At 70.3% G+C, this 23,658-nt stretch carries 21 protein-coding genes; 9 read left to right on the top strand and 12 right to left on the bottom strand.

Features of this window, described 5'->3' with window-relative positions; translation table 11 throughout:
• Nucleotides 1-31: 31 nt before the first annotated feature.
• The gene (locus tag A4W93_RS18920; protein ID WP_085752081.1) at nucleotides 32-1,285 is read left to right on the top strand and encodes a cation:proton antiporter; all 1,254 of its coding nucleotides are present in this window, start codon (nucleotides 32-34) and stop codon (nucleotides 1,283-1,285) included.
• Nucleotides 1,286-1,292: 7 nt separating this feature from the next.
• Here the strand turns inward: A4W93_RS18920 and A4W93_RS18915 are convergent, their stop codons facing one another.
• Nucleotides 1,293-2,270 carry a lysylphosphatidylglycerol synthase domain-containing protein gene (locus A4W93_RS18915; RefSeq protein ID WP_085752080.1) on the bottom strand — a complete coding sequence of 326 codons (978 nt, stop codon included), beginning with the start codon at nucleotides 2,268-2,270 and terminating at the stop codon, nucleotides 1,293-1,295.
• 173 nt (nucleotides 2,271-2,443) lie between these two features.
• On the opposite strand from A4W93_RS18915, the gene A4W93_RS18910 reads away from it, so the two are divergent.
• From A4W93_RS18910 to A4W93_RS18900, 3 genes are all read left to right on the top strand, one after another.
• Nucleotides 2,444-4,330, top strand: a complete 1,887-nt coding sequence (locus A4W93_RS18910) for a sigma-54-dependent Fis family transcriptional regulator (RefSeq protein WP_085752079.1) — start codon at nucleotides 2,444-2,446, stop codon at nucleotides 4,328-4,330.
• Nucleotides 4,331-4,478: 148 nt separating this feature from the next.
• A complete protein-coding gene (locus tag A4W93_RS18905) occupies nucleotides 4,479-6,281 on the top strand; it encodes an NAD(P)/FAD-dependent oxidoreductase (RefSeq protein WP_085752078.1) in 1,803 nt (600 codons plus the stop codon).
• Between the two features lie 94 nt (nucleotides 6,282-6,375).
• Nucleotides 6,376-7,767 carry a M6 family metalloprotease domain-containing protein gene (locus A4W93_RS18900; RefSeq protein WP_085752077.1) on the top strand — a complete coding sequence of 464 codons (1,392 nt, stop codon included), beginning with the start codon at nucleotides 6,376-6,378 and terminating at the stop codon, nucleotides 7,765-7,767.
• A gap of 6 nt (nucleotides 7,768-7,773) precedes the next feature.
• Here the strand turns inward: A4W93_RS18900 and A4W93_RS18895 are convergent, their stop codons facing one another.
• The 3 genes from A4W93_RS18895 to A4W93_RS18885 form a co-directional block, all read right to left on the bottom strand.
• Nucleotides 7,774-8,061, bottom strand: coding sequence for a hypothetical protein (locus A4W93_RS18895; RefSeq protein WP_085752076.1), 288 nt, complete (start codon nucleotides 8,059-8,061; stop codon nucleotides 7,774-7,776).
• An 81-nt stretch (nucleotides 8,062-8,142) separates the two neighbouring features.
• Nucleotides 8,143-8,628, bottom strand: a complete 486-nt coding sequence (locus A4W93_RS18890) for a hypothetical protein (protein ID WP_085752075.1) — start codon at nucleotides 8,626-8,628, stop codon at nucleotides 8,143-8,145.
• Nucleotides 8,629-8,647: 19 nt separating this feature from the next.
• Nucleotides 8,648-9,610, bottom strand: a complete 963-nt coding sequence (locus A4W93_RS18885; protein ID WP_085752074.1) for an alkaline phosphatase D family protein — start codon at nucleotides 9,608-9,610, stop codon at nucleotides 8,648-8,650.
• A gap of 199 nt (nucleotides 9,611-9,809) precedes the next feature.
• Here A4W93_RS18885 and A4W93_RS29745 point away from each other — a divergent pair, with 199 nt between their 5' ends.
• Complete coding sequence (locus A4W93_RS29745; protein WP_157131696.1) at nucleotides 9,810-10,979, top strand: energy transducer TonB; 1,170 nt, start codon at nucleotides 9,810-9,812, stop codon at nucleotides 10,977-10,979.
• A 22-nt stretch (nucleotides 10,980-11,001) separates the two neighbouring features.
• On the opposite strand, the gene A4W93_RS18870 is transcribed toward A4W93_RS29745, so the two are convergent.
• The 6 genes from A4W93_RS18870 to A4W93_RS18845 form a co-directional block, all read right to left on the bottom strand.
• Nucleotides 11,002-11,919, bottom strand: coding sequence for a helix-turn-helix domain-containing protein (locus A4W93_RS18870; RefSeq protein WP_085752071.1), 918 nt, complete (start codon nucleotides 11,917-11,919; stop codon nucleotides 11,002-11,004).
• Nucleotides 11,920-11,922: 3 nt separating this feature from the next.
• Entirely contained in the window at nucleotides 11,923-13,317 is a 1,395-nt protein-coding gene (gene dalD, locus A4W93_RS18865) for a D-arabinitol 4-dehydrogenase (protein WP_174694890.1), read from the bottom strand.
• Nucleotides 13,318-13,319: 2 nt separating this feature from the next.
• On the bottom strand, nucleotides 13,320-14,363 hold the full coding sequence (locus A4W93_RS18860) for an ABC transporter ATP-binding protein (protein WP_085752070.1): 1,044 nt from the start codon (nucleotides 14,361-14,363) through the stop codon (nucleotides 13,320-13,322).
• Between the two features lie 14 nt (nucleotides 14,364-14,377).
• Nucleotides 14,378-15,196 (bottom strand): carbohydrate ABC transporter permease, encoded by an 819-nt coding sequence (locus A4W93_RS18855; RefSeq protein WP_085752069.1) that lies wholly within the window; start codon nucleotides 15,194-15,196, stop codon nucleotides 14,378-14,380.
• A 10-nt stretch (nucleotides 15,197-15,206) separates the two neighbouring features.
• On the bottom strand, nucleotides 15,207-16,037 hold the full coding sequence (locus A4W93_RS18850; protein WP_237357808.1) for a carbohydrate ABC transporter permease: 831 nt from the start codon (nucleotides 16,035-16,037) through the stop codon (nucleotides 15,207-15,209).
• Nucleotides 16,038-16,146: 109 nt separating this feature from the next.
• Nucleotides 16,147-17,457, bottom strand: a complete 1,311-nt coding sequence (locus tag A4W93_RS18845; protein WP_085752067.1) for an ABC transporter substrate-binding protein — start codon at nucleotides 17,455-17,457, stop codon at nucleotides 16,147-16,149.
• Nucleotides 17,458-17,655: 198 nt separating this feature from the next.
• Between A4W93_RS18845 and A4W93_RS18840 the strand changes: the two genes are divergently transcribed.
• Nucleotides 17,656-19,230, top strand: coding sequence for an OpgD/OpgG family glucan biosynthesis protein (locus tag A4W93_RS18840; protein ID WP_085752066.1), 1,575 nt, complete (start codon nucleotides 17,656-17,658; stop codon nucleotides 19,228-19,230).
• A gap of 113 nt (nucleotides 19,231-19,343) precedes the next feature.
• Here the strand turns inward: A4W93_RS18840 and A4W93_RS18835 are convergent, their stop codons facing one another.
• Nucleotides 19,344-19,751, bottom strand: a complete 408-nt coding sequence (locus A4W93_RS18835) for a SirB2 family protein (protein ID WP_085752065.1) — start codon at nucleotides 19,749-19,751, stop codon at nucleotides 19,344-19,346.
• A 7-nt stretch (nucleotides 19,752-19,758) separates the two neighbouring features.
• On the bottom strand, nucleotides 19,759-20,943 hold the full coding sequence (locus A4W93_RS18830; protein WP_085752064.1) for an NnrS family protein: 1,185 nt from the start codon (nucleotides 20,941-20,943) through the stop codon (nucleotides 19,759-19,761).
• A gap of 169 nt (nucleotides 20,944-21,112) precedes the next feature.
• On the opposite strand from A4W93_RS18830, the gene A4W93_RS18825 reads away from it, so the two are divergent.
• The 3 genes from A4W93_RS18825 (at nucleotide 21,113) to A4W93_RS18815 (ending at nucleotide 23,640) form a co-directional block, all read left to right on the top strand.
• Nucleotides 21,113-21,658: a thioredoxin domain-containing protein gene (locus tag A4W93_RS18825; protein ID WP_085752063.1), complete on the top strand. Its 546-nt coding sequence runs from the start codon at nucleotides 21,113-21,115 to the stop codon at nucleotides 21,656-21,658.
• Complete coding sequence (locus A4W93_RS18820) at nucleotides 21,651-22,349, top strand: MOSC domain-containing protein (protein ID WP_085752062.1); 699 nt, start codon at nucleotides 21,651-21,653, stop codon at nucleotides 22,347-22,349. The genes A4W93_RS18825 and A4W93_RS18820 overlap by 8 nt, the downstream gene beginning before the upstream one ends.
• A gap of 145 nt (nucleotides 22,350-22,494) precedes the next feature.
• A complete protein-coding gene (locus A4W93_RS18815) occupies nucleotides 22,495-23,640 on the top strand; it encodes an ABC transporter substrate-binding protein (protein ID WP_085752061.1) in 1,146 nt (381 codons plus the stop codon).
• Nucleotides 23,641-23,658 lie beyond the last annotated feature (18 nt).

Below are 23,658 nucleotides of genomic sequence, written 5' to 3'. Positions count from 1 at the left end.
AGATGCGCGGGTTTCCCCGCGCTCGCCCACCATGAACGCCACCGCGCTCCTGCTCCAGCTCATCGTCATCCTCGCCACGGCCCGGGTGTGCGGCTGGGTGCTGCGCCACCTCGGCCAGCCCGCCGTCGTCGGCGAGATGGCGGCCGGCCTGGTGCTCGGCCCGGTGGTGATGGGCCAGCTGTTCCCCGAGTGGCACGCGCAGTTGTTCGCCAGGTCGACCCTCGCCGGGTTGTCGTCGCTCGCGACCTTCGGCCTCGTGCTGTTCATGTTCGTGATCGGCCTCGAACTGCGTGCCCACCGCAGCGTGAAGCAGCAGGTCCAGGCCGCGGGTGCGGTGGGGCTGCTGAGCATGGTGGCGCCGTTCGGGCTCGGCGCGGCGATCTCCCCGGCGCTGTACCCGGCGCTCGCCCCTGCGGGCGTGGCGTTCTGGCCGTTCGCGCTGTTCATCGGCGTCGCGCTGTCCATCACGGCGTTCCCGGTGATGGCCCGCATCCTGAAGGATCGCGGCCTGACCCACACCCCGTTCGGCCAGCTGTCGCTGAGCGCCGCCGCGGTGGTCGACGCCTTCGCGTGGGTGCTGCTGGCGCTGGTGGTCGCGCTCGCCGGCGCGGGCGACGGCTACGCCGGCTTCGCGAAGATCTCGATCGGCGTGGCGCTGCTGGTGGCCTTCGTCTACCTGGTGTTCAAGCCCTTCTTCGCGTGGCTGCTGCGCACGCACGCGCCGGACGGCGAGCCATCGCCCACCGTGCTCGCGGCGCTGATGCTCGGGCTGCTCGGCTGCGCGCTGCTCACCGAATGGCTGCACCTGCACGCGGTGTTCGGCGCCTTCCTGTTCGGCACCTGCCTGCCGCGCGACGACCGGCTGCTCGAATCGATGGCGCAGAAGATCGAGCCGATCTCGATCGTCGTGCTGATGCCGCTGTTCTTCGCGCTCGCCGGCCTCGGCACCAGCGCCAGCGCGTTCTCGGGCGCGAGCCTCGGGGCGATGGCGTTGATCCTCGTGGTGGCCGCCGTGGGCAAGATCGCGGGCGGCGCGGCCGGTGCGCGGGTGGCCGGCTACGGCTGGCGCGACAGCCTGGCCACCGGCGCGCTGATGAACGCGCGCGGGCTGATGGAACTCATCGTCATCAAGGTGGGCTTCGACGCGGGCCTGATCGGCCCCGAGCTGTTCACGATGCTGCTGGTGATGGCGCTCGTGACCACCGCGATGACCGGGCCGCTGATGACGCTGGTGGCGGGGCGTGTGCCCGGGCCGGCGCGTTCGCCCGAGCCCGGCCGACCCTGAGAACGACCTATCCGTCGGCCGGGTGCGTGGCCGCGTGGCGCTCCAGCAGCGCGTACAGCGCGATGCCCCCGGCCAGCGGGATCAGGTAGTACAGCACCCGGTACGCGAGCACCGCGCCCATGAGCGCCCCCTGGCGCACCTGGCCCGACAGCAGCGCGAGGTACACCGCTTCCAGCACGCCGAGGCCGGCCGGGATCGGCGTGATGACACCGATGATGGACGCGGCCATCAGCACACCCATCGTCGTGCCGAACGGCACCTTCTGGCCGAGCAGCAGGTACATCGCGGTGCCCATCAGCGCCCAGTTCGCGGCCGAGGTGGCGAGCTGCACGAGCGCGAGCCACGGCCCCGGCGGCTTGATGCGCCGGCCGCGGAACTCCCACACCCGCCCCCGCGCGAGCGCACAGGCCACGACGTAGGCCACCGCCAGCAGCACCATCACGACGCCGATCGTGCGGAACGCCGCGTCGCCGAGGTGGGCCTGGCGCGGGGGCGAGATCACGCCCGCGGCGAACAGGCCGCCCGCGAGCAGGCCGTAGCCCAGCCAGTTCGTCGCGAGGCTCAGCCCCACCACCTGGGCCACCGTGGCCTCGTCGAGCCCGGCCTTCGCGTACAGCCGCGCGCGCATCGCGACACCGCCCACGAGGGCGCCGAGGTTCAGGTTGAACGCGTAGCTCGCGACGGCGATGGCCCACGTGCGCCACCACGGCAGCGTGTGGTGCGTGTGCCGGCGCCCGATCAGGTCGAAGCAGCCGTACAGCGCGTGGCTGGCGGTCGACAGCGCGAGCGCGGCCAGCAGCACCCACGGTGAATAGCGCCGCAGTGCCTCCCAGGCGCCGGCCCAGTCGACCTTGTGGATGTGCGCGGCCAGCAGGCCGAGCACGAGCAGGCCCAGCAGCGGCACGGCCCAACGGCGCAGCCGCGGCCACCACGTGGTGGCCGCGGATCCGTTCGGGTCGCGGAGGGCGGTCGTCGAGCTGGCCATGCGCCATCTTGCGGGCCGTGCAGGAACGTCGCCAGCCGGGGATGGCGGTTTCGGGTGTAGGTCCCGTCCGACCCGGCGACTGTTCCAATCTGGAACACCCCGTCGGGGTTTTGTCTCTGGCCGTGGCCGGGCGTGCGGACCACCATCGCGACTCACGTCCAAGAGGAGCGGCCATGAGCAGCCTGCAGTCCCGGCACATCGACCACGTCGTGTCCGTCGCCACCGGCCCCGGCGGCGCCCCCGGCCTGATGGCGCGCTCCTGGTCGCGCTGCGTGCGCGAGCACGGGCTGGACCCGGCGCGCCCGAGCGCCGCGCGCATCCTGCCGGCCCACGAGGTGCGCGCCCACCGGCAGTCGATGGAACAGTTCCTGCGGGTCGCCCGCGCCGGCATGGAGGACCTGTACCGGCGGGTCGCCGACCTCGGCTACATGGTGCTGCTCACCGATGCCCAGGGCATCACCGTCGACCACATCGGCCACCCGTCCTTCGACGACCAGCTGCGCCGCGCGGGCCTGTACCTCGGCGCCGACTGGAACGAGGCGCGCGCGGGCACCTGCGGCGTGGGCACCTGCCTCGTCGAGCAGGTGCCGCTCACCTGCCACCAGACCGACCACTTCGACGCGACCCACATCGGGTTGACCTGCACCACCGCCCCGCTGTTCGACCACGCGGGGCGGCTCGTCGCGGTGCTGGACGTGTCCGCGCTGCGCTCGCCGGAGGACCGCGCGAGCCAGCACCTCGTGCGCGAACTCGTGACCATCCAGGCCGAACGCATCGAGTCGGCCGACTTCCTGCGCCACTTCGACACCCACTGGGTGCTGCGCCTCGGGAGCGCCTGGGGCCTGGCCGAGGTGGCCGGCGAGGTGATGCTGGCGTTCGACGAGGACGGCCGCCTGGCCGGCGCCAACAGCGGCGGGCGGCGCCTGTTCGCCGATGCGGGTCGCTGGTCGTCGGGGGACCTCGCGGGCCGTTCGCTGCCCGAGTTGCTGGAAGCGCCGATGGCGTCGGTGTGGCGCCTCGCACGCGGTGCCGGCCAGGTGGTGTGCCGCGGGCGCCCGCTGCATGCCGCACTGCGCGCGCCCCGCCCGAAAGCCACGGCCGCGCCCGTGTCGCGCCGTGAGGTTCGCGCGGCATCGCCCCTGGACCGCCTGGCCGGCGACGACCCGCCGATGCAGGCGCTGCTGGCCCGCGCGCGCCGCATCGTCGGCCGCGGCATTCCGGTGCTGGTCCAGGGCGAGACGGGCAGCGGCAAGGAGGTGCTCGCGCGGGCCCTGCATGCCGGTGGTCCGCGGGCCGCGGCGCCGTTCGTCGCGGTCAACTGCGCGGCACTGCCCGAGTCCCTCATCGAGAGCGAGCTGTTCGGCTACCTGCCGGGCGCCTTCACCGGCGGTCGGGCCAAGGGCGCGAAGGGCTTGATCGCCCAGGCCGACGGCGGCACGCTGTTCCTCGACGAGATCGGCGACATGCCGCTCGTGCTGCAGACGCGGCTGCTGCGCGTGCTCGCCGAGGGCGAGGTGATGCCGCTCGGCGGCGACACGCCGGTGCGGGTGGACCTGGCCGTGATCGCCGCGTCGCACCGGCCGCTCACCGCGCTCGTGGCGTCCGGTGCCTTCCGCGAGGACCTCTACTACCGCCTCTGCGGCGCCACGCTCGAGCTGCCGCCGCTGCGCGAGCGTGCCGACCGGGGCCATGTGATCGACACCGTCTTCCACGAGGAGGCCGCGGCGCAGCAGCTGCGCGCCGCACTGTCGCCCGAGGCACGTGCCCGGCTGCTGTCGCACGACTGGCCGGGCAATGTGCGTGAGTTGCGCAACGTGCTGCGGCTCGCGCTCGCGTTGAGCGACGGCGGGGTGCTGCGTGGCGAGGACGTGTCGCTGCCCGCCCGTCCCGGCGTGCCTGCGCCGCGGGTGGACGACACCGCCGACTCGGCCCGCCTCGTCGACGTGCTGCGCCGGCACCGCTGGCGCGTGAAGGCCGCGGCCGACGAACTGGGCATCTGCCGCGCCACGTTGTACCGGCAGATGAAGAGCCACGACATCGTCGTGCCCGAACGAGGGTAGTGCGACACCTGTCGCACCCGCCGCGCGACGGCTGCGACAGAACCGCGTGCAAGTGCCTGATCCACCGTGGCGGGCCGCCCGGCATGGAAGGTGCGCTGGAGGGAGGGCGCCACGACGGCGCGTTCCCATCCCAGCGACGGAGATTCCCATGACCGACACGACCACCTCTCCCACCCAGGCGGCCCGCACGTGGCTCACCGAGTTCAACGCGGCGCTCGGCCGCCGCGACGTCGACGCCGCCACGAACCTCTTCGAGCCCGAGGGCTTCTGGCGCGACCTCGTCGCCTTCACCTGGAACCTCCGCACGCAGGAAGGCCGCGGCGAGATCCGCGCGATGCTCGAGGCGCGGCTCGCCGACACGCTGCCGGTCACGTTCACGCCCGAAGGCGAGGCCACCGAGACCGACGGCGTGGTCGAATCGTGGTTCACCTTCGAGACCGCGGTGGCCCGCGGCCGCGGCCACCTGCGGCTGCGCGACGGCCTCGCGTGGACCTTCCTCACGACGATGAGCGAGCTGAAGGGCCACGAGGAAAAGACCGGCGAACGGCGCATCAAGGGGGCGGAGCACGGCGTGCACCGCGGGCGCAAGACGTGGCTCGAACGCCGCCGCGACGAGGAGGCGTCGCTCGGCATCACCGAGCAGCCCGAGGTGCTGGTGATCGGCGGCGGGCAGGGCGGCATCGCGCTCGGCGCGCGGCTGCGGCGCCTGGGCGTGTCCACGCTGATCGTCGAGAAGAACCCGCGCGCCGGGGACTCCTGGCGCAACCGCTACAAGTCGCTGTGCCTGCACGACCCGGTCTGGTACGACCACCTGCCGTACCTGCCGTTCCCGAACGACTGGCCCGTGTTCGCGCCGAAGGACAAGCTGGGCGACTGGCTCGAGATGTACGTCAAGGTGATGGAGCTGAACTACTGGACCTCCACCACCGCGACGAAGGCCCGCTTCGACGAGGCCACGCAGCGGTGGGAAGTGAAGGTGAACCGCGACGGCCGGGAGCTCGTGGTTCGCCCGAAGCAACTCGTGTTCGCGCTGGGGGTGTCGGGCTACCCGAACGTGCCGAAGCTCCCGGGCGCCGACACCTTCCTCGGCGAACAGCACCATTCGAGCCGCCACCCCGGCCCCGAGGCGTACGCCGGGAAGAAATGCGTGGTGCTCGGCTCGAACAACTCGGCCCACGACATCTGCGCGGCGCTGTGGGAACACGGGGCCGACGTGACGATGATCCAGCGCTCGTCGACCCACATCGCACCGTCGGACGCGCTGATGGAGCTGGCCCTCGGCGGCCTGTATTCCGAGCAGGCGGTGAAGAACGGCATCGACCACCACAAGGCCGACCTCATCTTCGCGTCGCTGCCGTACCGGATCATGCACACCTTCCACGTGCCCGTGTACGACGAGATGAAGCGCCGCTGCGCCGACTTCTACGCGCGCCTCGAGAAGGCCGGCTTCCTGCTCGACTTCGGCGCGGACGGGTCGGGCCTGTTCATGAAATACCTGCGCCGGGGCTCGGGGTACTACATCGACGTGGGGGCGTCCGAACTGGTGGCGAACGGCAGCGTGCAGCTGAAGAGCGGCGTGAACATCGAGCGGGTCAACGAACGCTCCGTCACGCTGACCGACGGCACCGAGCTGCCCGCCGACCTGCTCGTGTACGCCACCGGCTACGGCTCGATGAACGGCTGGCTCGCCGACCTCATCTCGCCCGAGGTGGCCGACCGCGTGGGCAAGTGCTGGGGCCTCGGGTCCGACACGCCGAAGGACCCGGGCCCGTGGGAAGGCGAGCTGCGCAACATGTGGAAGCCCACGCAGGTGCCCAACCTGTGGATCCACGGCGGCAACCTGCACCAGTCGCGGCACTACTCGCAGTACCTCGCGCTGCAGCTGAAGGCGCGGGCGGAGGGGATGGCGACGCCGGTGTACGGGCTGGCGGCGTCGCACCACCGGCGCTGAGGGCCGGGTTCCTCCTCCATCGTGTTGATGCGGGCCCGCCGCCACCGGCGTACGGTGGGTCCCGGAACGTCGACACCCCCGGGGAGGAACCGCCATGTCGCAGACCCAGACCCACCGCTACGAGGACGGCCCCACGGCGTGCCGGCCCACGGCCGCCGTGCTCAAGGACATCAAGAAGTCCATCAAGGCGAGCCATTCGCTGTCGGCGGCGGACATTCGCCTCGCGTCGTTCATGGGGCTCGTGACGGCCGACGTGCAGCGGGTCACCGGGCTCAACGACGGCGTGTTCTACCCGCCGTCCGACATCGACCCGAAGACGGCCCCGGCGCAGCGCCCGCTGCGGGCAGCGCGCATGGCGCGCAGCGCGCCGGGGCAGGCGCGCAAGCTCCACGCGCTGGCGCTGCTGGTCGACTTCAGCGACAACAAGGGCAAGCGCCCCGCGGCGGACTTTCACAAGATGCTCTTCGACCCGGCGAACCCGGATTCGATGACCAGCCTCTACCGGGAGATGTCGTACGGCGCGCTCGACCTGAGCGGCGAGGTGGTGGGGTACGTGCGGGCGCCCAAGCCCTACTCGTTCTACACGGCCGGCGACAGCGGCACCGGCACCAACTTCCCGCAGAACACGCCCGGCCTGCTGCTCGACGCGCTCACCGAGTTCTGCAAGAGCGACAACCTCAAGCGTTTCGACTCCGACGGCGACGGTTTCGTGGACGGCATCTTCCTGATCCACGCGGGCGGCGGCGCGGAGGCCGAACCCGATCCGGCCAAGCGCAAGGACATGATCTGGTCCCACAAGTGGACCCTCCCGAAGCCGTTCACGGACCAGGGCGTCAAGGTCTTCGCGTACTCGACGGAACCCGAGGACGGCCGCGTCGGGGTGTTCTCGCACGAGTTCGGCCACGTGCTCGGGCTGCCCGACCTCTACGACACCTCGTACCGGTCGGAAGGGGTGGGCAACTGGTGCCTGATGGGCGGCGGCTCCTGGGGCGGCCAGGGAAAGAAGCCCACGCGCATGTCGTGCTGGTGCCTGTCGAAGCTCGGGTGGATCAAGCCCGTGGCCGCGAAGTCGGCGAAGTACACGCTCGACCCGCTGGAGGGCGACCCGAAGGAATGCCTGTGGGTGTGGACGAAGGGCAAGGCGGGTCCCGAGTACTTCATGCTCGAGAACCGGCAGGCCACCGGGCGCGACGTGTCGCTGCCCGGGTCGGGCCTCGCGGTGTGGCACATCGACGAGACCCGCTCCGACAACACCAACCCGCTCGCCTACAAGGTGGGCCTCCTGCAGGCCGACGGGAAACGCGAGCTGGAACTCGCGAAGAACGCCGGCGATGCGAACGACCTGTTCCCCGGCGGGTTGAAGAAGAAGTCGCTCAACGCGACCACCAACCCGTCGTCGCGCGCGCACGATGGGTCGGCCACGGGAGTGTCCCTCAGCGGCATCGCGTTGAAGGCCGGCGTGGTGACCGTCACCGTGAAGCGGTGACGGGGGTCAGCGTTTCACGAGCCGCTGCACCACGGCCCGGCCACCGCCGGGCCCGCCCAGCCAGGTCAGCGTGGCGCGCACGGGCGATCCCGTCAAGCGCTGGACCGGCGGTCCCAGCTCCCCGAAGAAGGCCGTCAGCACGGTGCCTGGCTGCGGCCGGATGAAATCGCCCGCCGGGTCGGGCGATTCGTTCACCTCGACTTCGATCTCGACGTCGCCGCCGAACCCGTCAGGCGCGGGTTCGCAACGGCGGAGCACGCCGGCGACGACGGTCTGGCTGGGGGCGGACTTCATGGGGTCATGGTAAATCCGAGCCTGCCGGCTGCGAAGGGGGCCTGCCGATGCGGCTGCTTCCACGCAGAGGAGCCTCGGCGTTCATCGGGAGGAGGTGCCCGCGCCGTCGGAGGGTATTTCACCCCGATAGCCCTGGCCAAGGGCCCGGGCCAGCTGGAGCGCGGCGGCCTGGCTCTGGTTCAGGTTGCCGAGGTCGGCGTCCACCGCACTGGCCAATGCCACCATGCGCGCCTCGACGTCGCGGCCTTCCACCATGCTCAGTTCGGCGATGTAGAGCTCGCGGAAGCGGCGCCTGGCCTTGCCGAGTTCCTCCGCGGTGCGGCCTTCGGGCGTGGCGATGACCGCGGCCGTTTTCACCGCTTCCAGATAGACGGTGCGCCGGAGTTCCCGGAACGGGCGTTCGGCTTCGAGGCGGCGGGCCTCGGCCTCGGCGTGGCGTGCTTCCGTTTCCTTGTCGCGGGTGTGGTTGAAACTCTGGACGCTCAGGTAGACGCCGACGACGACACTGAGCACCTGCACCAGCGACACCACCAGTTCGACCGTGGACTTCGTGTTCGAGTCGGCCATCCTGTCGCTCCCGTCGTGCTCACACCGGCAACCAGGTGCGCCGGTCCAGCACCCGCAGGTGCTCCCTCACGTTCTTGCGGAACAGCTGGAGGGTCACGGTGAACGGGTCGATGTCGACGAGGCCGAAGTTCTGCCGCGGGCGGCCGAACACCACGGCGTCCTTCACACCCGCGCCGGACGACGTGGCTTCGTGCAGCGGGAACCCGGCCGTCTGGAAGGCGTCGAGCTTGTTGCGGTGGATGTCGCCGCTCAGCACCAGGGTGCGGTGCTGCGACGCCAGGCCGTTCAACCAGGCGAGGTCGGTGGCGTAGCGTTCGTAGCCGGCCACCGTGGACCCGCTGGCCCACAGGTGCACCACCTCGCTGGGCGATCCGTCGAAGGCCGTGGTGAAGCGGTCGCGCTGGGCCTTGCCGAACAGCGTGCGTTTCGATTCCTCGACCAGCCAGGTGCGGGTGCGGAAGGTGCGCCCATCGGAGAGGTGCAGCCGCAGGTCGGGCGCGGGGGCCACGGTGGGGGTGGACAGCGACGGCTGCGCGGGCTGCCAGAAGACGGGGTCGTCGTAGCGCGCGGGAAAGCTGCCCGGCGCGAACCCCCGGGCCAGCGCCGAGCGGAACGCTTCGAGGAAGGCGGTGCTCAGGCGGATCTTGTCGCCATGGATTCTCTGGAGTTCGGCGCCGTGGGCGTCGTTCCAGAGGAAGTCGTGGTCGTCCCAGAGGGCGTCGACGCTGTCCGGGGGCATGCGTTGCACGAGGGCGCGGAACTGCGGCTGCGACATCAGCTCGCCGTAGAGCTTGAACAGGCGCCGGGCGAAGGGATCGGCGTTCATCTCCTGCGGGTGGTCGTCGCCGTCGAGTTCCAGGTCGAGGTACAGCGAATCGCCGAGCAGCAGCAGCCGGTCGGGCGCCTGGTCGGCGATCCAGCCCCACACGGGCTGGTCGGCGCAGACGCGGTTGAACATGCAGGACGTGAAGGCGATTCGCATCGGGGGCTCGTTCCGGCCAGGGGATTCCAGCGGATGCTGGATCGTTCGAGTCCGGGGCGCATCCACCCTGTAGAGGATGCACGGGGCACCGGGCGGAGGAACCCGGGGGAGGCCTCCGAAAGGACGGTCTTTCGCAGGCGCAGCGATGCCGCACAATGCGCGCGTCGCCAGCCTGCCGTCCACACGCCTGCACGAGCCCATGAAATCCAGACTGCTGCCGTTGTTCCTGGTGTTGCCGATGACGCTCTGGGCGGCTGGCCCCGATCGACCCGCACCGAGCGCGTTCTGCGCCGCGGTGGCTGCGCTGCCGGCGCCCGCCTCGAAGGACGAGACCCCCTGGTCGGCCGCGGAGTGCACCGAGGGCCTGGAGCGTCACGCGAGGGCCCTGCAGAAGGCGAACGGGGTCACCACGCCGGTGTCGGCGCGTGTCGTGCTGCAGGCGCCCGCGCCGCTGGAAGAGTCCGAGCGGGTCTGGTTCGAGTTCGAGGTCTACTACCACCTCTTCGATGCGAACCTGTCCGTCCAGGCGCGGGACAAGATCGACACCGCCATCGAGCGGTTGAATGCCACCTGGCGGGTCGAATCGGTCACGCTCGTGGGGCGGCAGGATCCCGTCGAGGCGGCCGGGCCGGAGTTCGGCATGGCCCGCCGGCGTGTCGACAACCTGGTCGAGTATCTGCGAGCCGCCGGCATGTCGGCCGACGTGACGTTCCGTCCGTCGGTCGAGCGGGGCTCGCAGCCGGACACCGCGGACGGTCGAGCGAGGGACCGAGTCGTCCTGGTGTCCGTCAGCGCGCTTCGCCGCCGGGGCGTTCCGGAGGTTCGCCCGCCGCCGAAGTCGGACAGGGAATCAGCACGCGCCTTGCGGGCCGAGGAGGAGCGCCTGATCGCACGGCTGCGGGTCGAGATCGCTGCCTTGTCGCATCCGCCGGCCCAGCGCCCGGAAAGCGCGGCGCAGGCGCGTGCGCGGGAAACACGGCGGGAGTCGATGCAGGCCTTGCTCGATGAGGTCGAGTTCCGCCGCAAGGAGGCCCGGACCCGCTATGTGCACCCACGGACCCAAGACCCGCTCGTCCAGGGATACTTCGGCGAAGTGATGCGGCGCATCGAGACGGAAGGCACCGAGCGGTTCCCGAAAAGCGAGGGGCGTTCCGTGTACGGCAAGGCCGTCCTGACGTTCACGTTGCGGCCGGACGGGAACGTGAGCGACATCGAGGTGCTCAAATCGAATTCACAAGTGATCTCCGATCATTCGATCGGATTGATCCGATCCATGGCACCGTTCGGCAAGTTCCCTGCCGACCTGGCCGAGGAGGTCGATCGCCTCGTCATCGTCGCCCCGTTCAACTATTCGGACGGCACGCAGTGAGCCGTGACACGCGGGCGTGCGTTCAGCGCCCCGTGCCGAAGCGCGCCTCGGCCTGCCGCCGGAACTCCTTCGGCGTCATCCCCTTGATCTCGAGGAACCGCCGGTTGAAGTTCGCCACGTTGTTGAACCCCGCGTCGTAGCACACGTTGGTGATGTACTGGTCGGTGTCCATCAGCAGCTGGCACGCGCGGGTGACCCGCACGCGGTTGACGAAGTCGGTGAAGGTGTTGCCGGTGGCCTTGCGGAAGAAGCGGGAGAACTGGCTTTCGCTCATGCCCGCGCGGGCGCTGATCTCGGCCATGGAGAGCGGCTTGGTGGCGTTGTCGGTGATGTAGTCGACGATGCTGCTGACCCGCGCCTGCGCGGGCTCGTCCTCGGAGCTCTGCAGCGGCATCGACGACAGCAGGCGGTAGTCGGAACACTCGGCCAGCTCGCCGAGGAACTCGAGGAACTCGGTGAGGCGCTTCAGGCCGTGCGTGGCCTTGATGCGGGCCAGGCGCCCCGCGGCGCGGTCGCTCATGCCGAAGAACTCGATGCCGTGGCGCGCGCGTTCCAGCAGCGGCAGCACCTCGCGCAGGTCGGTGATGAGCTCGGCGGCGCGGCGCAGCGGCTCGTCGTGGAACTGCAGCACCTGGTCGCGCAGGGCCACGCCCTCGGGCGGCACGTCGGTGGAGATCCAGTTGTGCGGCAGGCGCGGGCCGGTGAGCACGAGGTGGCCGGGCTCGAAGTGCCCGATGTAGTCGCCCACGAACGCCTTGCCGTGCGTGCGCACGATCAGGTGCAGTTCGTACTCGTCGTGGTAGTGCCAGCGCACGAGCGGGTTCGGGAAGCCGTGCTCCAGGCAGCGCACGTAGCCGTAGGAGCCCTCGGGCTCGTAGCCGAGGTCCGGGCCGCGCTGGAAGTCGTGTTCCAGCTCGGGGGGGCGGGCGCGGTGGTTCATGGCCTATACGTTACCGCGAATGAAGGACAACACGCGGGGATGGGCTTCCCGGAGGGCCGCCTCGATGCGCGGGTCGCCGGTGAGCGGTCCCCACAGCACCGGGTCGCGGGCGAAGGCTCCCAGCGGGTCGGCGGACGTGAAGAACGCGTGGGCGGTGGCCGGGTCCATGCCCTGGTCCTCGTACGTGAAGGGCACCTCGCCCCGGTGCCAGCGGGCCAGGAACTCGAAGAACAGCGCGGGCAGCATCGCGGTGCTGGCGATGGACGCGCCGTGTTCGAGGCGGTCGCGCAGCGTGGGCACGATGAAACCGGGGATCTTCGCGAAGCCGTCCATCGCGACGCGCTGGTTGGTGTCGCGCAGCTGCGGGTTGCCGAAACGTTCGAACACCACGTCGCGGTACGCGGTGAGGTCCACCGGGTACGGGTTCTGACGCAGCACGAGCGACGGGATCACGTCGTCGGTCACGTAGGCATGGGCCATCGCACGGATGGCGGGCAACGCGACCCCCTCGTGGATGAAACGCGTGCCGACGAGCGTGCCGGCCCACGCGAAGCAGCTGTGGCTCGCGTTGAGGATGCGGATCTTCGCCTCCTCGTGAGGCACCACGGTGCCGACCATCTCGACGCCGACCGTCTCCCATGCCGGCCGCCCCGCGGCGAACCGGTCCTCGATGACCCACTGGATGAACGACTCGGCCATCAGCGCCGCGCCGTCCGTGACGCCGGTGGCGGCCTTCACGCGTTCGGCCACCTCGGGCGAGGGCCGGGGCGTGATGCGGTCCACCATGCTGCTCGGGCAGGTGGTGTTGGCCTTGACCCAGGCGAGCAGTTCGTCCTCGCCGCGGTGGTCCAGGAAGTCGTGGAAACCGGCCTGGAACCGTTCGCCGTTGTGGCGCAGGTTGTCGCAGTTGAGCAGCGTGACCGGCCCCGCGTCCTGCACGCGCCGGGCCTCCAGGATCGCGGCGAGGGCGCCGTAGAGCGTGGTGCAGGTGGCGCCGCTCAGGTCCGAGGCGAGGTCGGGGTAGCGGGTGTCGAGGCGGTCGTGTTCGTCGAGGTAGTAGCCGGCCTCGGTCACCGTGAACGAGATGATGCGCGTGGCCGGGTCGGCGCCCGCGCCCACGAGGCCGGTGAGCCACGGGTCGAACGGGATCACCTCGCGGATCGCGGTGATGCGCTCGTAGCGGCGCTCGCCGGCGGGCGTCACCGTCTCGAGCGTGTAGGCCCCGCCTTGGGCCTGCAGGGCCGCGATGGTGTCGGCCATGTCGGCACGCAGGTTGCCGCCCTTGAGCACCCAGCCCGCGTGGCCGCCGTCGATCAGGCGCTGGAGGTACACCGCCTGGTGGGCGCGGTGGAACGACCCGAGGCCGAGGTGCAGGATGACGTTCGGTTCGATGCTCATGATCAGGCGGAGGCGGGCGCGGCCAGCAGGCGGCCGTTGGAATCGAAGAGGTGCATCGCGTCGTCGGTGAACGACACGCCCACGCGGGCGCCGGCCTTCAGCGACGTGCGTTCGCTCTGGCGCGAGACGAGGAGGGCGCGGTCACCCACGCGGGTGTGGATCAGCGTGTCGGCGCCGAGCGACTCGACGAGTTCGACGAGCGCCGGGATGCCTTCGCCGCCGGGGTGCACGCGCACGCCCTCGGGCCGCACCCCCACCGAACCGTCGGCCGGCAGCGACGGCCCCACGATGCGCGCGAGTTCGGGCAGGGCGTTCGCGGCCACCACGTTCATCTGCGGCGTGCCGATGAACTGCGCGACGAACTGGTTGGCCGGGTGGTCGTAGAGTTCCAGCGGCGTGCCCACCTGCTCGATCTGGCCGTCGCGCAGCACCACCACGCGGTCGGCGAGGGTCATCGCCTCCACCTGGTCGTGGGTCACGTAGATGGTGGTGGCGCCCAGGTCGCGGTGCAGCTTGGCGATCTCGACGCGCGTCTGGCCGCGCAGCGCGGCGTCGAGGTTCGACAGCGGCTCGTCGAACAGGAACACCTTCGGTGCGCGCACGATGGCGCGGCCGATGGCCACGCGCTGGCGCTGGCCGCCGGACAGCTCCTTGGGCGTGCGGTCGAGGTACTGCTTGAGGTTGAGGATGGTGGCCGCGCGCTCGACCTTCTCGCGGATGACCTTCTTGTCGACCTTGGCGAGCTTGAGCGCGAACGACATGTTGTCGAACACGCTCATGTGCGGGTACAGCGCGTACGACTGGAACACCATGGCGAGGTCGCGCTGGGCCGAGGGCAGGTCGGTGATGTCCTTGCCGTCGAGCTCGATCGACCCCTCCGATGTGGTCTCGAGGCCGGCGATCAGCCGCAGCAGGGTCGACTTGCCGCAGCCCGACGGGCCCACGAACACGATGAACTCGCCCTTGTGGATGGCCAGGTCGATGCCGCGGATGGTGCGGATCTCGCCGAAGGCCTTCACGACGCCGTGGAGTTGGAGGTAGGGCATGGGTGGGATTCCTCTCATTTGACGGCCCCGAAGGTGAGCCCTTGCACGAGCTGCTTCTGGCTGAACCAGCCGAAGACGATGATGGGAGCGATGGCCAGCAGCGACGCCGCCGACAACTTCGCCCAGAACAGGCCCTCGGGGCTCGAGTACGACGCGATCAGCCCGGCGAGCGTGGCGGCGTTGGCCGACGTGAGGTTGAGCGACCAGAAGGCCTCGTTCCACGCGAGCACGAGGCACAGCAGGCCGGTGCTCGCGATGCCGCCCTTCGTGAGCGGGAGGATCACGTGGCGGAACTCGGTCCACACCGAGGCGCCGTCGAGCCGGACCGCTTCGAGGATGTCGTTGGGCACCTCGCGGAACGCGCTGTAGAGCATCCACACCATGATCGGCAGGTTCGACAGCGTGAAGACGATGACGAGGCTCCACAGCGAGTCGAGCAGGCCCGAGGTCTGCGCCATCACGTACACGGGGACCAGCGCGCCCACGGCCGGCATCATCTTGGTCGACAGCATCCACATCAGGATGTCGCGGGTGCGCTTCGTGCGGAAGAACGCCATCGCGTAGGCGGCGGGGGCCGCGATCAGCAGGCCGAGGATCGTGGACGCGACGCTCGAGATGACCGAGTTCTTCGCGTGCAGCAGGTAGTCGCTGCGCTCGTTGACCTCGGCGAACGTGTCGAGCGTGGGCGTGAAGAACAGCTGCGGCGGCACCGCGATGGCCTGCATCTCGGTCTTGAACGCGGTGAGCCCGAGCCAGAACAGCGGGAAGAACAGCAGCAGCGCGACACCCCATGCCGACAGCATGCGGATCCAGGGGAAGGGCGGTTGTTTCATGGCGGGCCCTTCAGTCGAGGTTCTTGCCGACGAGGCGGATCAGGAACACGGCGGCGATGTTGGCGAGCACGACGGCCAGCAGCGCGCCGGCCGAGGCCACGCCCACGTCGAAATTCATCAGCGCCTGCTTGTAGATCAGGAACGCGAGGTTCGTGCTTTCGTTGCCGGGGCCGCCCGAGGTGGTGGTGTAGATCTCGGCGAACACGCTCATCAGGAAGATCATCTCGATCATCACGACGACGGCGATGGACCGGCCGAGGTGCGGCAGCACGAGGTACCAGAACTGGTGCAGGCGATTGGCCCCGTCCATGCGCGCGGCCTCCATCTGCTCGCGGTCCAGCGACTGCAGCGACGTGATGAAGATCAGGCACGCGAACGGCAGCCACTGCCACGACAGCATCAGGATCACCGAGAACAGCGGCAGGTCCGTCATCCAGTCGATGGGCGTGGCGCCGAAGAAGTGCCACACGTGGGCCAGCACGCCGTAGATCGGGTTCATCATCATGTGCTTCCACAGCAGCGCGTTGACCGTGGGCATCACGAAGAAGGGCGAGATCAGCAGCACGCGCACGATCCCGCGGCCCGGGAAGGGCTCGTTGACGAGCAGCGCGAGGCCCACCCCGAGCACCACGGTGATCGCGATCACCGAGGCGAACAGCATCAGCGTGTGGCGCACCGACGGCCAGAAGTCCGGGTCGGTCATGAAGTAGTGGTAGTTCTCGAGGCCCATGAACCCGTGTTCGCCGGGTTGCATGAGGTTGTAGCGGATCAGCGAGAACCAGATCGTCATCACGAGCGGGACGATCATCCACAGGAAGAGGGTGACCACCGCCGGGGCCATCAGCAGGCGGGGCAGGCGGCGGCTCGGCGCGCGGGGCGCCTGGCCCGCCGCGTGGCCGTGGGTCCCGGCCTTCGCCGGGATGACGGGGTGCGTGGCGGTGGTCATCGCGTCACTTCTTGTAGTAGCCGCCCTTGGTCATCTCGCGCTCGGCGGCGGTCTGCGACGTCTTGAGCGCCTGGTCGACGGTGACCTTGCCGGAGAGGGCCGCGCTCATCTGCTGGCCCACCGCGATGCCGATGGCCTGGAACTCGGGAATGGCCGCGTACTGCACGCCGGTGTACGGCGACTTGGGCAGCGTGCTGTCGTTCGCGTTGGCCGTTCCCATCGCCTTCTGTTCCTCGACCGCGAACTTCGCGACTTTCTGGAACTCGGGGTTGGCGTAGGTGGACTTGCGCGTGCCGGTGGGCACCGCGTGCCAGCCGGCTTCCTTCGCGACGAGGTTCACGTAGTCCTTCGACGTGGCCCACGCGATGAACTTCTGCGCGGCCTCGGGCTTCTTCGACGAGACCGGGATGGCGAGGTTCCAGGACCACAGCCAGTTGGCCCCCTTCGGCGTGACGGCGGTCGGGGCCTGCACGAACGCGACCTTGTCGGCCACCTTCGACTGCTTCGGATCGCTGACGAAGGAGGCTGCGATGGTGGCGTCGATCCACACGCCGCACTTGCCCTCGTTGAACAGCGCGAGGTTCTCGTTGAAGCTGTTGGCCGACGCGCCGGGCGGGCCGTACTTCTTCATCAGGTCGACGTACAGGTTGATGGCGTCGTGCCACGGCTTCGTGTCGATCTGCGGCTTCCAGCTCATGTCGAACCACTGGCCGCCGTGCGTGTTGACCATCGTGGTCAGCAGCGCCATGTTGTCGCCCCAGCCCGGCTTGCCGCGCAGGCACAGGCCGTACACGCCCTTGGCGGGGTCGTGGATCTTCGACACGATGTCGGCCATCTGCGCCCAGGTCGGGTTCGGCGGCATCGTCAGGCCCTTCGCCTTGACGAGGTCCGTGCGGTACATCGTCATCGAGCTTTCCGCGTAGAACGGCGCGGCGTACAGCTTGCCGCCGTTCGACAGGCCGCTGCGGATCGACGGGAGCAGGTCGTCCACGTCGTAGGCGGGGGTCGTGGCGATCTCCTTCAGCCACCCCTTCTTCGCCCAGATCGGGGCCTCGTACAGGCCGATGGTCATCACGTCGAACTGGCCGCCCTTCGTGGCGATGTCGGTGGTGACGCGCTGGCGCAGCACACCTTCCTCCAGGGTGACCCACTTGACGTTGATGTCGGGGTTCGCCTTCTCGAACTCCTTGGTGTGTTTCTGCATCTCGATCATGTGGCCGTTGTTCACGGTCGCGATGACGAGGTCGGCTGCGAAGGACAGCGGGGCGGCGGCGAGCAGCCCGACTGCGAGGGCGGCGGCGCGGGGGGATGGCATGGCGTGGTTCTCCTCTTCGTTGTTCGACGTGCAGAAGATACGCGTATGCAGTTGCCCGATTTGGTACGAACGACCGGTCCTCGAATACTTTCTTGCGCCGAAGCACCGGGGTTTTTCCCAGGGTGCGTGGCAGCGTATGGACTTTCGGCAACACCGGACCGGCGTGGGGTTGGTCCGCTTTGTGCAAACTTTGCGGCCATGACGAACCGACGCCTCTTCCTCCAAGCGCTGGCCGCCGCCGGCACCCTCGGCCTGAACTGGACCCAGGCCTTCGCCGCCCTCAAACCCCTGGGCTCGCCCCAGGCCTTCGACTTCGCGAGCCTCAAGGGGCAGGCGAAGGCGCTGGCTGCGGCACCCTACAAGACCCACGAGGGCACGCTGCCGCCGTCGGTGTCCGCCCTCGACTGGGACCAGTACCAGTCCATCCGCTACCGCGACGACCACGCACTGTGGACCGAGCCCGACCTGCGCTTCAAGGCCAAGTTCTTCCACCTGGGCCTGTTCTTCAAGAAACCGGTGCGCATGTACGACCTGACCGCCGGCCGCGCGCAGGAGCTGGCGTACGACCCCGAGATGTTCGACTACGCCAAGAGCGGCCTGAAGGCCAAGGCCCTGCCGGCCAACCTCGGCTTCGCAGGCTTCCGGCTGAACTTCCACACCGACCCCGTGCGCGACGTCGCGGCCTTCCTCGGAGCGAGCTACTTCCGCGCGGTGGGCGAGGAGTGGCAGTACGGACAGTCGGCCCGGGGCCTGGCCATCGACACCGGCATGGAGCGGCCGGAGGAGTTCCCCGACTTCATCGCGTTCTACCTGGAGCGCCCCGCGCCGGGCTCGAACACGGTGGTGGTGTACGCGCTGCTCGACTCGCCGAGCATCGCCGGCGCCTACCGCTTCGCGATCACGCCGGGCGTGTCGCAGGTGATGGAGATCGACGCGGCGCTGTACCCGCGCAAGGCCATCGAACGGCTGGGCCTGGCGCCGTGCACGAGCATGTTCCAGCACGGCGAGAACGACCACCGCATGGCCAACGACTGGCGTCCGGAGATCCACGACACCGACGGCCTGCAGATGTGGCGCGGCAACGGCGAGTGGGTGTGGCGCCCGCTCACGAACCCGCCCACCCTGCAGTTCAACGCCTACAGCGACGAGAACCCGCGCGGCTTCGGCCTCGTGCAGCGGGACCGCAACTTCGACCACTACCAGGACGACGGGGTCTTCTACGACCGCCGCCCGTCGCTGTGGGTCGAGCCCAAGTCGGACTGGGGGCCGGGGTCGGTGCAGCTCGTCGAGATCCCCACGAACGACGAGACCTTCGACAACATCGTGGCGTTCTGGAACCCCGCGAAGAAGCCCGAACCGGGGCAGGAGTGGCTCGTGGGCTACCGCCTCTACTGGGGCGCGCTGCCGCCGGCGAAACCGGCGCTCGCGCAGTGCGTGGCCACGCGCACGGGCATCGGCGGCATCGTGGGCCAGCCGCGCAAGTACTTTTCGTGGCGCTTCGCGGTGGACTTCGCCGGTGGCGACCTCGCGAACTACGGCCCGGGCGAGAAGATCGAGGCCGTGATCACCGCGAGCCGCGGCAAGGTCGAGATCACGTCGGCCCGGCCGCTGGAGGCCATCCGGGGCTGGCGTGCGATGTTCGACTTGAAGCCCGAGGACACGAAGACCGACCCGATCACGCTGCGCATGTTCCTGCGGCGCGACGGGAAGCCGCTGACCGAGACGTGGCTGTACCAGTACGTGCCGCCGGCCGAGAAGGACCGGAAGATCTGATGGAGCCCCCCAGTCGGCTGGCGCCTCCTGCCCCCCAGGGGGCGCCACGGGTCGTCCGGGAGACCCGGACTCGCGTGTTGCTTGATGTGCGGCTTCGCTGTGCTCGCCTTCGTTCAGGCACCCAGGAAGCGCAGGAAGCCCAGCGGGTCGTGGGTGCGCGCGATGGCCACCATCGCCCCGAAACACAGCAGCGCTACGGCGAAGGCCACGGCCTTGCCGGCGCGCGTGGACGCGCGCTTCAGAGCGAACGTGCCGAAGCCGATGTAGGCCACGAGGAGTCCGAGCTTGGTGGCCAGCCACGGTGTGGTGAACGGGTTCAGGTGCAGCGTGGCCAGCAGCAGCAGGGCGGCGGCCAGCAGCGCCGTGTCGATCACCTGGCTGCCGCGCCGTGCGAGGGGCGCCAGGGGCCACGCGCCACCCAGCAGCACGCCGAGGCCGCGGGCGGTGAACAGCGTGCCGCTCAGCATCACGAGCCCGACGTGGCTCGCCTTGATCGCGGGATAGAACTCGGCGAGGGCCATCGGGTCGTCAGGGCCTCGGCCGGATCATCATCGGGAAGAATCGCCACAGGTACAGCACGAAGGCCAGCACCCAGGCCGTGGCCGATGCGTGCAGGCAGGCGAGCACGAACGGCGTGGGCAGCAGGGCCAGCAGGCGCAGCGCCGCCGCGGCGATCACGAGGGCGTAGCAGGTGACCATCAGGCGGTCGGTGCGCAGCGGGCGGCCCAGGTGGCCGAGGGCGGTGCGGGTCACCATGCCGATGATCAGCACCGAGAAGCCGGCGACGCCCACCACGTGCGCGGGCCAGGCGAGGCGCAGCACCCAGCCCGCCGCATGCGCGGCCGCGACGAGCAGGCCCGCGCCGAGCGCGGCGTAGCCCACGTACAGGATCCACAGCAGCGGCACCCGGCGCACGGCCCACGGCCTCCACGCCACCAGTTGCACCAGCGCGATGATCCCGGCCACGGCGAGGCCCGCCGCCATCGCGATGGGCCACCCCGCCAGTCCACAGGCGATGGCGAACACACCCGCGCCGAGTTGCCAGTGGCCCGAGCGCGTGTGCATCGGGACCGACAGGCCCTGCACGGCACGCGATGCGAAGAACGGGATGACACGACGCGCCACCAGCAGCGTGATGACCGCCATGCAGAGCAGGCCGGTGTGGAAGCGCTGCATCAGCACGGCGTGGTCGCCGGACCAGGCCGCCCACAGGAACAGGGCATCGGCCAGGCCCAGCGCGAACACCAGCGGCGGCACGCCGTAGTTGCGCTGGCTGCGCTTGACCACGATGACACGGCCGAGTGCGAGGGCGGCCACGGCGAAGAACAGCAGCTCGCTGGCCGCGGCGATGCCGAACGCCGCGGAACCGGGCGCCAGGAAGCCGATGCGCGCCACGGCCCACAGCAGGGTCAGCACGGCGAGTGCGCGGCCCTGGAGCGGGTTGATCCCCGTCCAGTTGGTGCCCGCGGTGAGCAGGAACCCCACGGCGATGGTGGCGATGAACCCCCACAGCATCTCGTGGGCGTGCCACACGACCCCGCCGAGCTGCCCGGTCAGCCAGCCCGGCGCGAAGATCCAGAGCGCCACCGAGACGGCGGCCCAGCCGCAGCCCGCGAGGTAGAGCGGACGGAAGCCCAGTTCGAGGAACGCGGACCACCGAGGGCGCACCGGCGAGGCTCGGGCGGGGTCTTCGATCTGCATCAGGGGGATCATGGTGGTTCCACTCTACCGACGGCCAGTGTCGGGTGGCTGATCCACATCAAACAACACACCGTCGCATGAACGGCAACATGGCCGGACGATCCGCCATCAAATCCGGACGAAGAGGGATCCGCGGTGCGGCCATCCGGCACAGACTGGTGTCCAACCCGATGGAGCCCCCATGTCCAAGACCCTCGACCTTCCCGCGCCACCCCTGCAGGTGTCGCACTGGTTCAACACCCCCGGCCCGTTGACGCTGGAGCACCTGCGCGGCCGCGTCGTCGCGCTGCATGCGTTCCAGATGCTGTGCCCCGGCTGCGTGGCGCACGGCCTGCCGCAGGCCACGCGGATGCACGAGGCCTTCCCGCCGGACCAGCTGGCGGTGGTGGGCCTGCATTCGGTGTTCGAGCACCACGAGGTGATGCAGCCGGCCGCCGCGCTGCAGGCCTTCATCCACGAGTACCGGCTGGCGTTCCCGATCGGCATCGACCAGGCCGACCCGCAGGGCGGGGCGGTGCCGCTGACGATGCGGGCGCTGGGCCTGCGCGGCACCCCGAGCCTGGTGCTGCTCGACAAGCGCGGGCGCATCCGCCTGCATCACTTCGGGCGTGCGGACGACCTCCTCGTGGGGGCGCGGGTCGGCCAGCTGATCGCCGAGCCCGATGACGGCGAGGCGGTGCGTTGCGACGACGACGGGTGCCGCCTGCCCGAGGCCCGGCATGTCTGAGGCCGTCGGTCGCCTGAAGGCGGTGCTGACGGGGCGAGCCGTGCCGTACACCCGCGCGGGCAGCACGAGCGCCATCGCCAAGCGACCCGTGCACGGTGCCGTCGCTGTCGGCCCCGAGGGGCTCGACGGCGACGAGCAGGGCGACCGGCGCGTGCACGGCGGCGCCGACAAGGCGGTGCACTGCTACCCGTGGTCGCACGTCGAGGCTTGGCGGCGCGAACTGCCGGCGTCGGCGGTGCTGCACGAAGGCCCGGGGGCGTTCGGCGAGAACTTCAGCCTCGAGCCCGGGCTCGATGAAACCAGCGTCTGCATCGCCGACCGCTGGGCCATCGGCGACGCGCTGTTCGAGGTGAGCCAGGGCCGCCAGCCGTGCTGGAAGCTCAACGACCGCTTCGGCGTGCCCGACATGGCCCGGCGTGTCCAGCAGAGCACCCGGGCCGGCTGGTACCTGCGGGTGCTGGCGCCGGGGCATGTGCGGGCCGGCGATCCCATCCACCGCGTGGCGCGCCCCCATCCCGCGTGGTCGATCGCCCGGTTGCTGCGTGTGATCGCCGAACGGGATTGCGATCCGGTCACGCTGGGGGAGATCGTCGCGCTGCCGCTGCCGTCGTCGTGGATGAAACTGTTCCAGGGCCGCCTGGCGAGCGGGCAGGTGGAGCCGTGGTCCCGCCGGATGGACGGCGGCGCGTGACGTTTGGAACCGATTTCAGCTTCGACACCCCGGACTCCGCGAAAACCCTCTGGGCGGGCGGCGGAGCGGCCCGTAGGCTCTGCCCCGCCTCGCGCCTGACCCGGGCGGCGAGGCGACGCCCCGGAACCATCCCTTCCCGCCGCCCATGCCCGCATTCGACCGCCGCCGCTTCGTCACCACCTGCCTGGCCGCCGCGGCCACGCCCCTCGCCTGGGGGCAGTCGCCCTCGCCGCTGCGCATCGGCCTCACGCTGCCGCTCACCGGCATCCCGCAGAACATCGGCAGCCGCTCGGCCACGCCCGACAGCGGCCTCGACTTCCTCGCCGGCTTCCAGATGGCCGTCGCCCAGGAACGCCGCGGCCAGGCCATCGAGGTGATCGAGATGGACGACGGTTTCGACCCGGCACGCGCCGCCGCGAACGTCGAGGCGCTGGCGAAGCGCGACGTGGTGGCCGTGAGCGGCCTGTGGACCACGGCGCATGCCCTGGCCGCGCTGCCCGTGGCCCGGCGGCTGCGCGTGCCGGTCGTGGGCATGCGCTCGGGCGCCGACGAGTTGCGCGGGGTCGACAACCCCTGGGCCTTCCACCTGCGTGCGAGCGCCGGCGATGAACTGCAGGCCGTGCTCAAGACGCTGTCGGGCATGAACCTCGCCACGGTCGGCATCCTGCACGACCAGGACCCGCGCAACCCGGCCCTGATCCAGCAGCTGAAGGCCGCCGGTGCCAAGGTGTCGATGGTGCAGTCCGTGGACGTGGCCGACCGCGCGGCGCTGGCCGCGGCCGCGCGCAGCGTCGCGTCGGCACCCGGCACCAAGAGCATCGTGCTGTTGATGTCGGCCGAGGCCGTCGTCGAGACGATGATGGCGCTGCGGGGCGACGGCCCCGCGTTCCTCGCGCCGGTGTGCACGCTGTCGAACGTGATTTCGCGGTCCTTCGCCGAAAGCCGCGAGCGCGCGCTGAACGGCCTCGGCGTGGCGAGCCCGTTCAGCAACCCCGCGTTCTCGCGCACCGACTTCGCCACGCGTTTCCGCGACGCGATGACCGAACGCGACCTCGACCAGCTCACCCGCTCGTTCACCGCGTTCGAGGGTTTCGTGTACGGCAGCGTGCTCACGCGCACGTTGGTGGCCATGCGCCCCGTGACGCCCACGCGCGAGGCGCTGGCCAACGCGCTGCGCGGCCGCACGATGGACCTGGGCGGTTTCCCGGTGCGCTTCGACGACCGGCAGGTGGGGCACCAGTCGGTGCAGCTGCTCTACAAGTTCTCGGCGGAGGGCACGCTCAAGGCCTGACGGCCCGGGGTGCAGGCG

The sequence above is a fragment of the Piscinibacter gummiphilus genome (assembly GCF_002116905.1).
Lineage (GTDB): Bacteria > Pseudomonadota > Gammaproteobacteria > Burkholderiales > Burkholderiaceae_C > Rhizobacter > Rhizobacter gummiphilus.
Note: the sequence above shows the minus strand (reverse complement) of the source record. Positions and strands in the feature narration are given on the sequence as shown.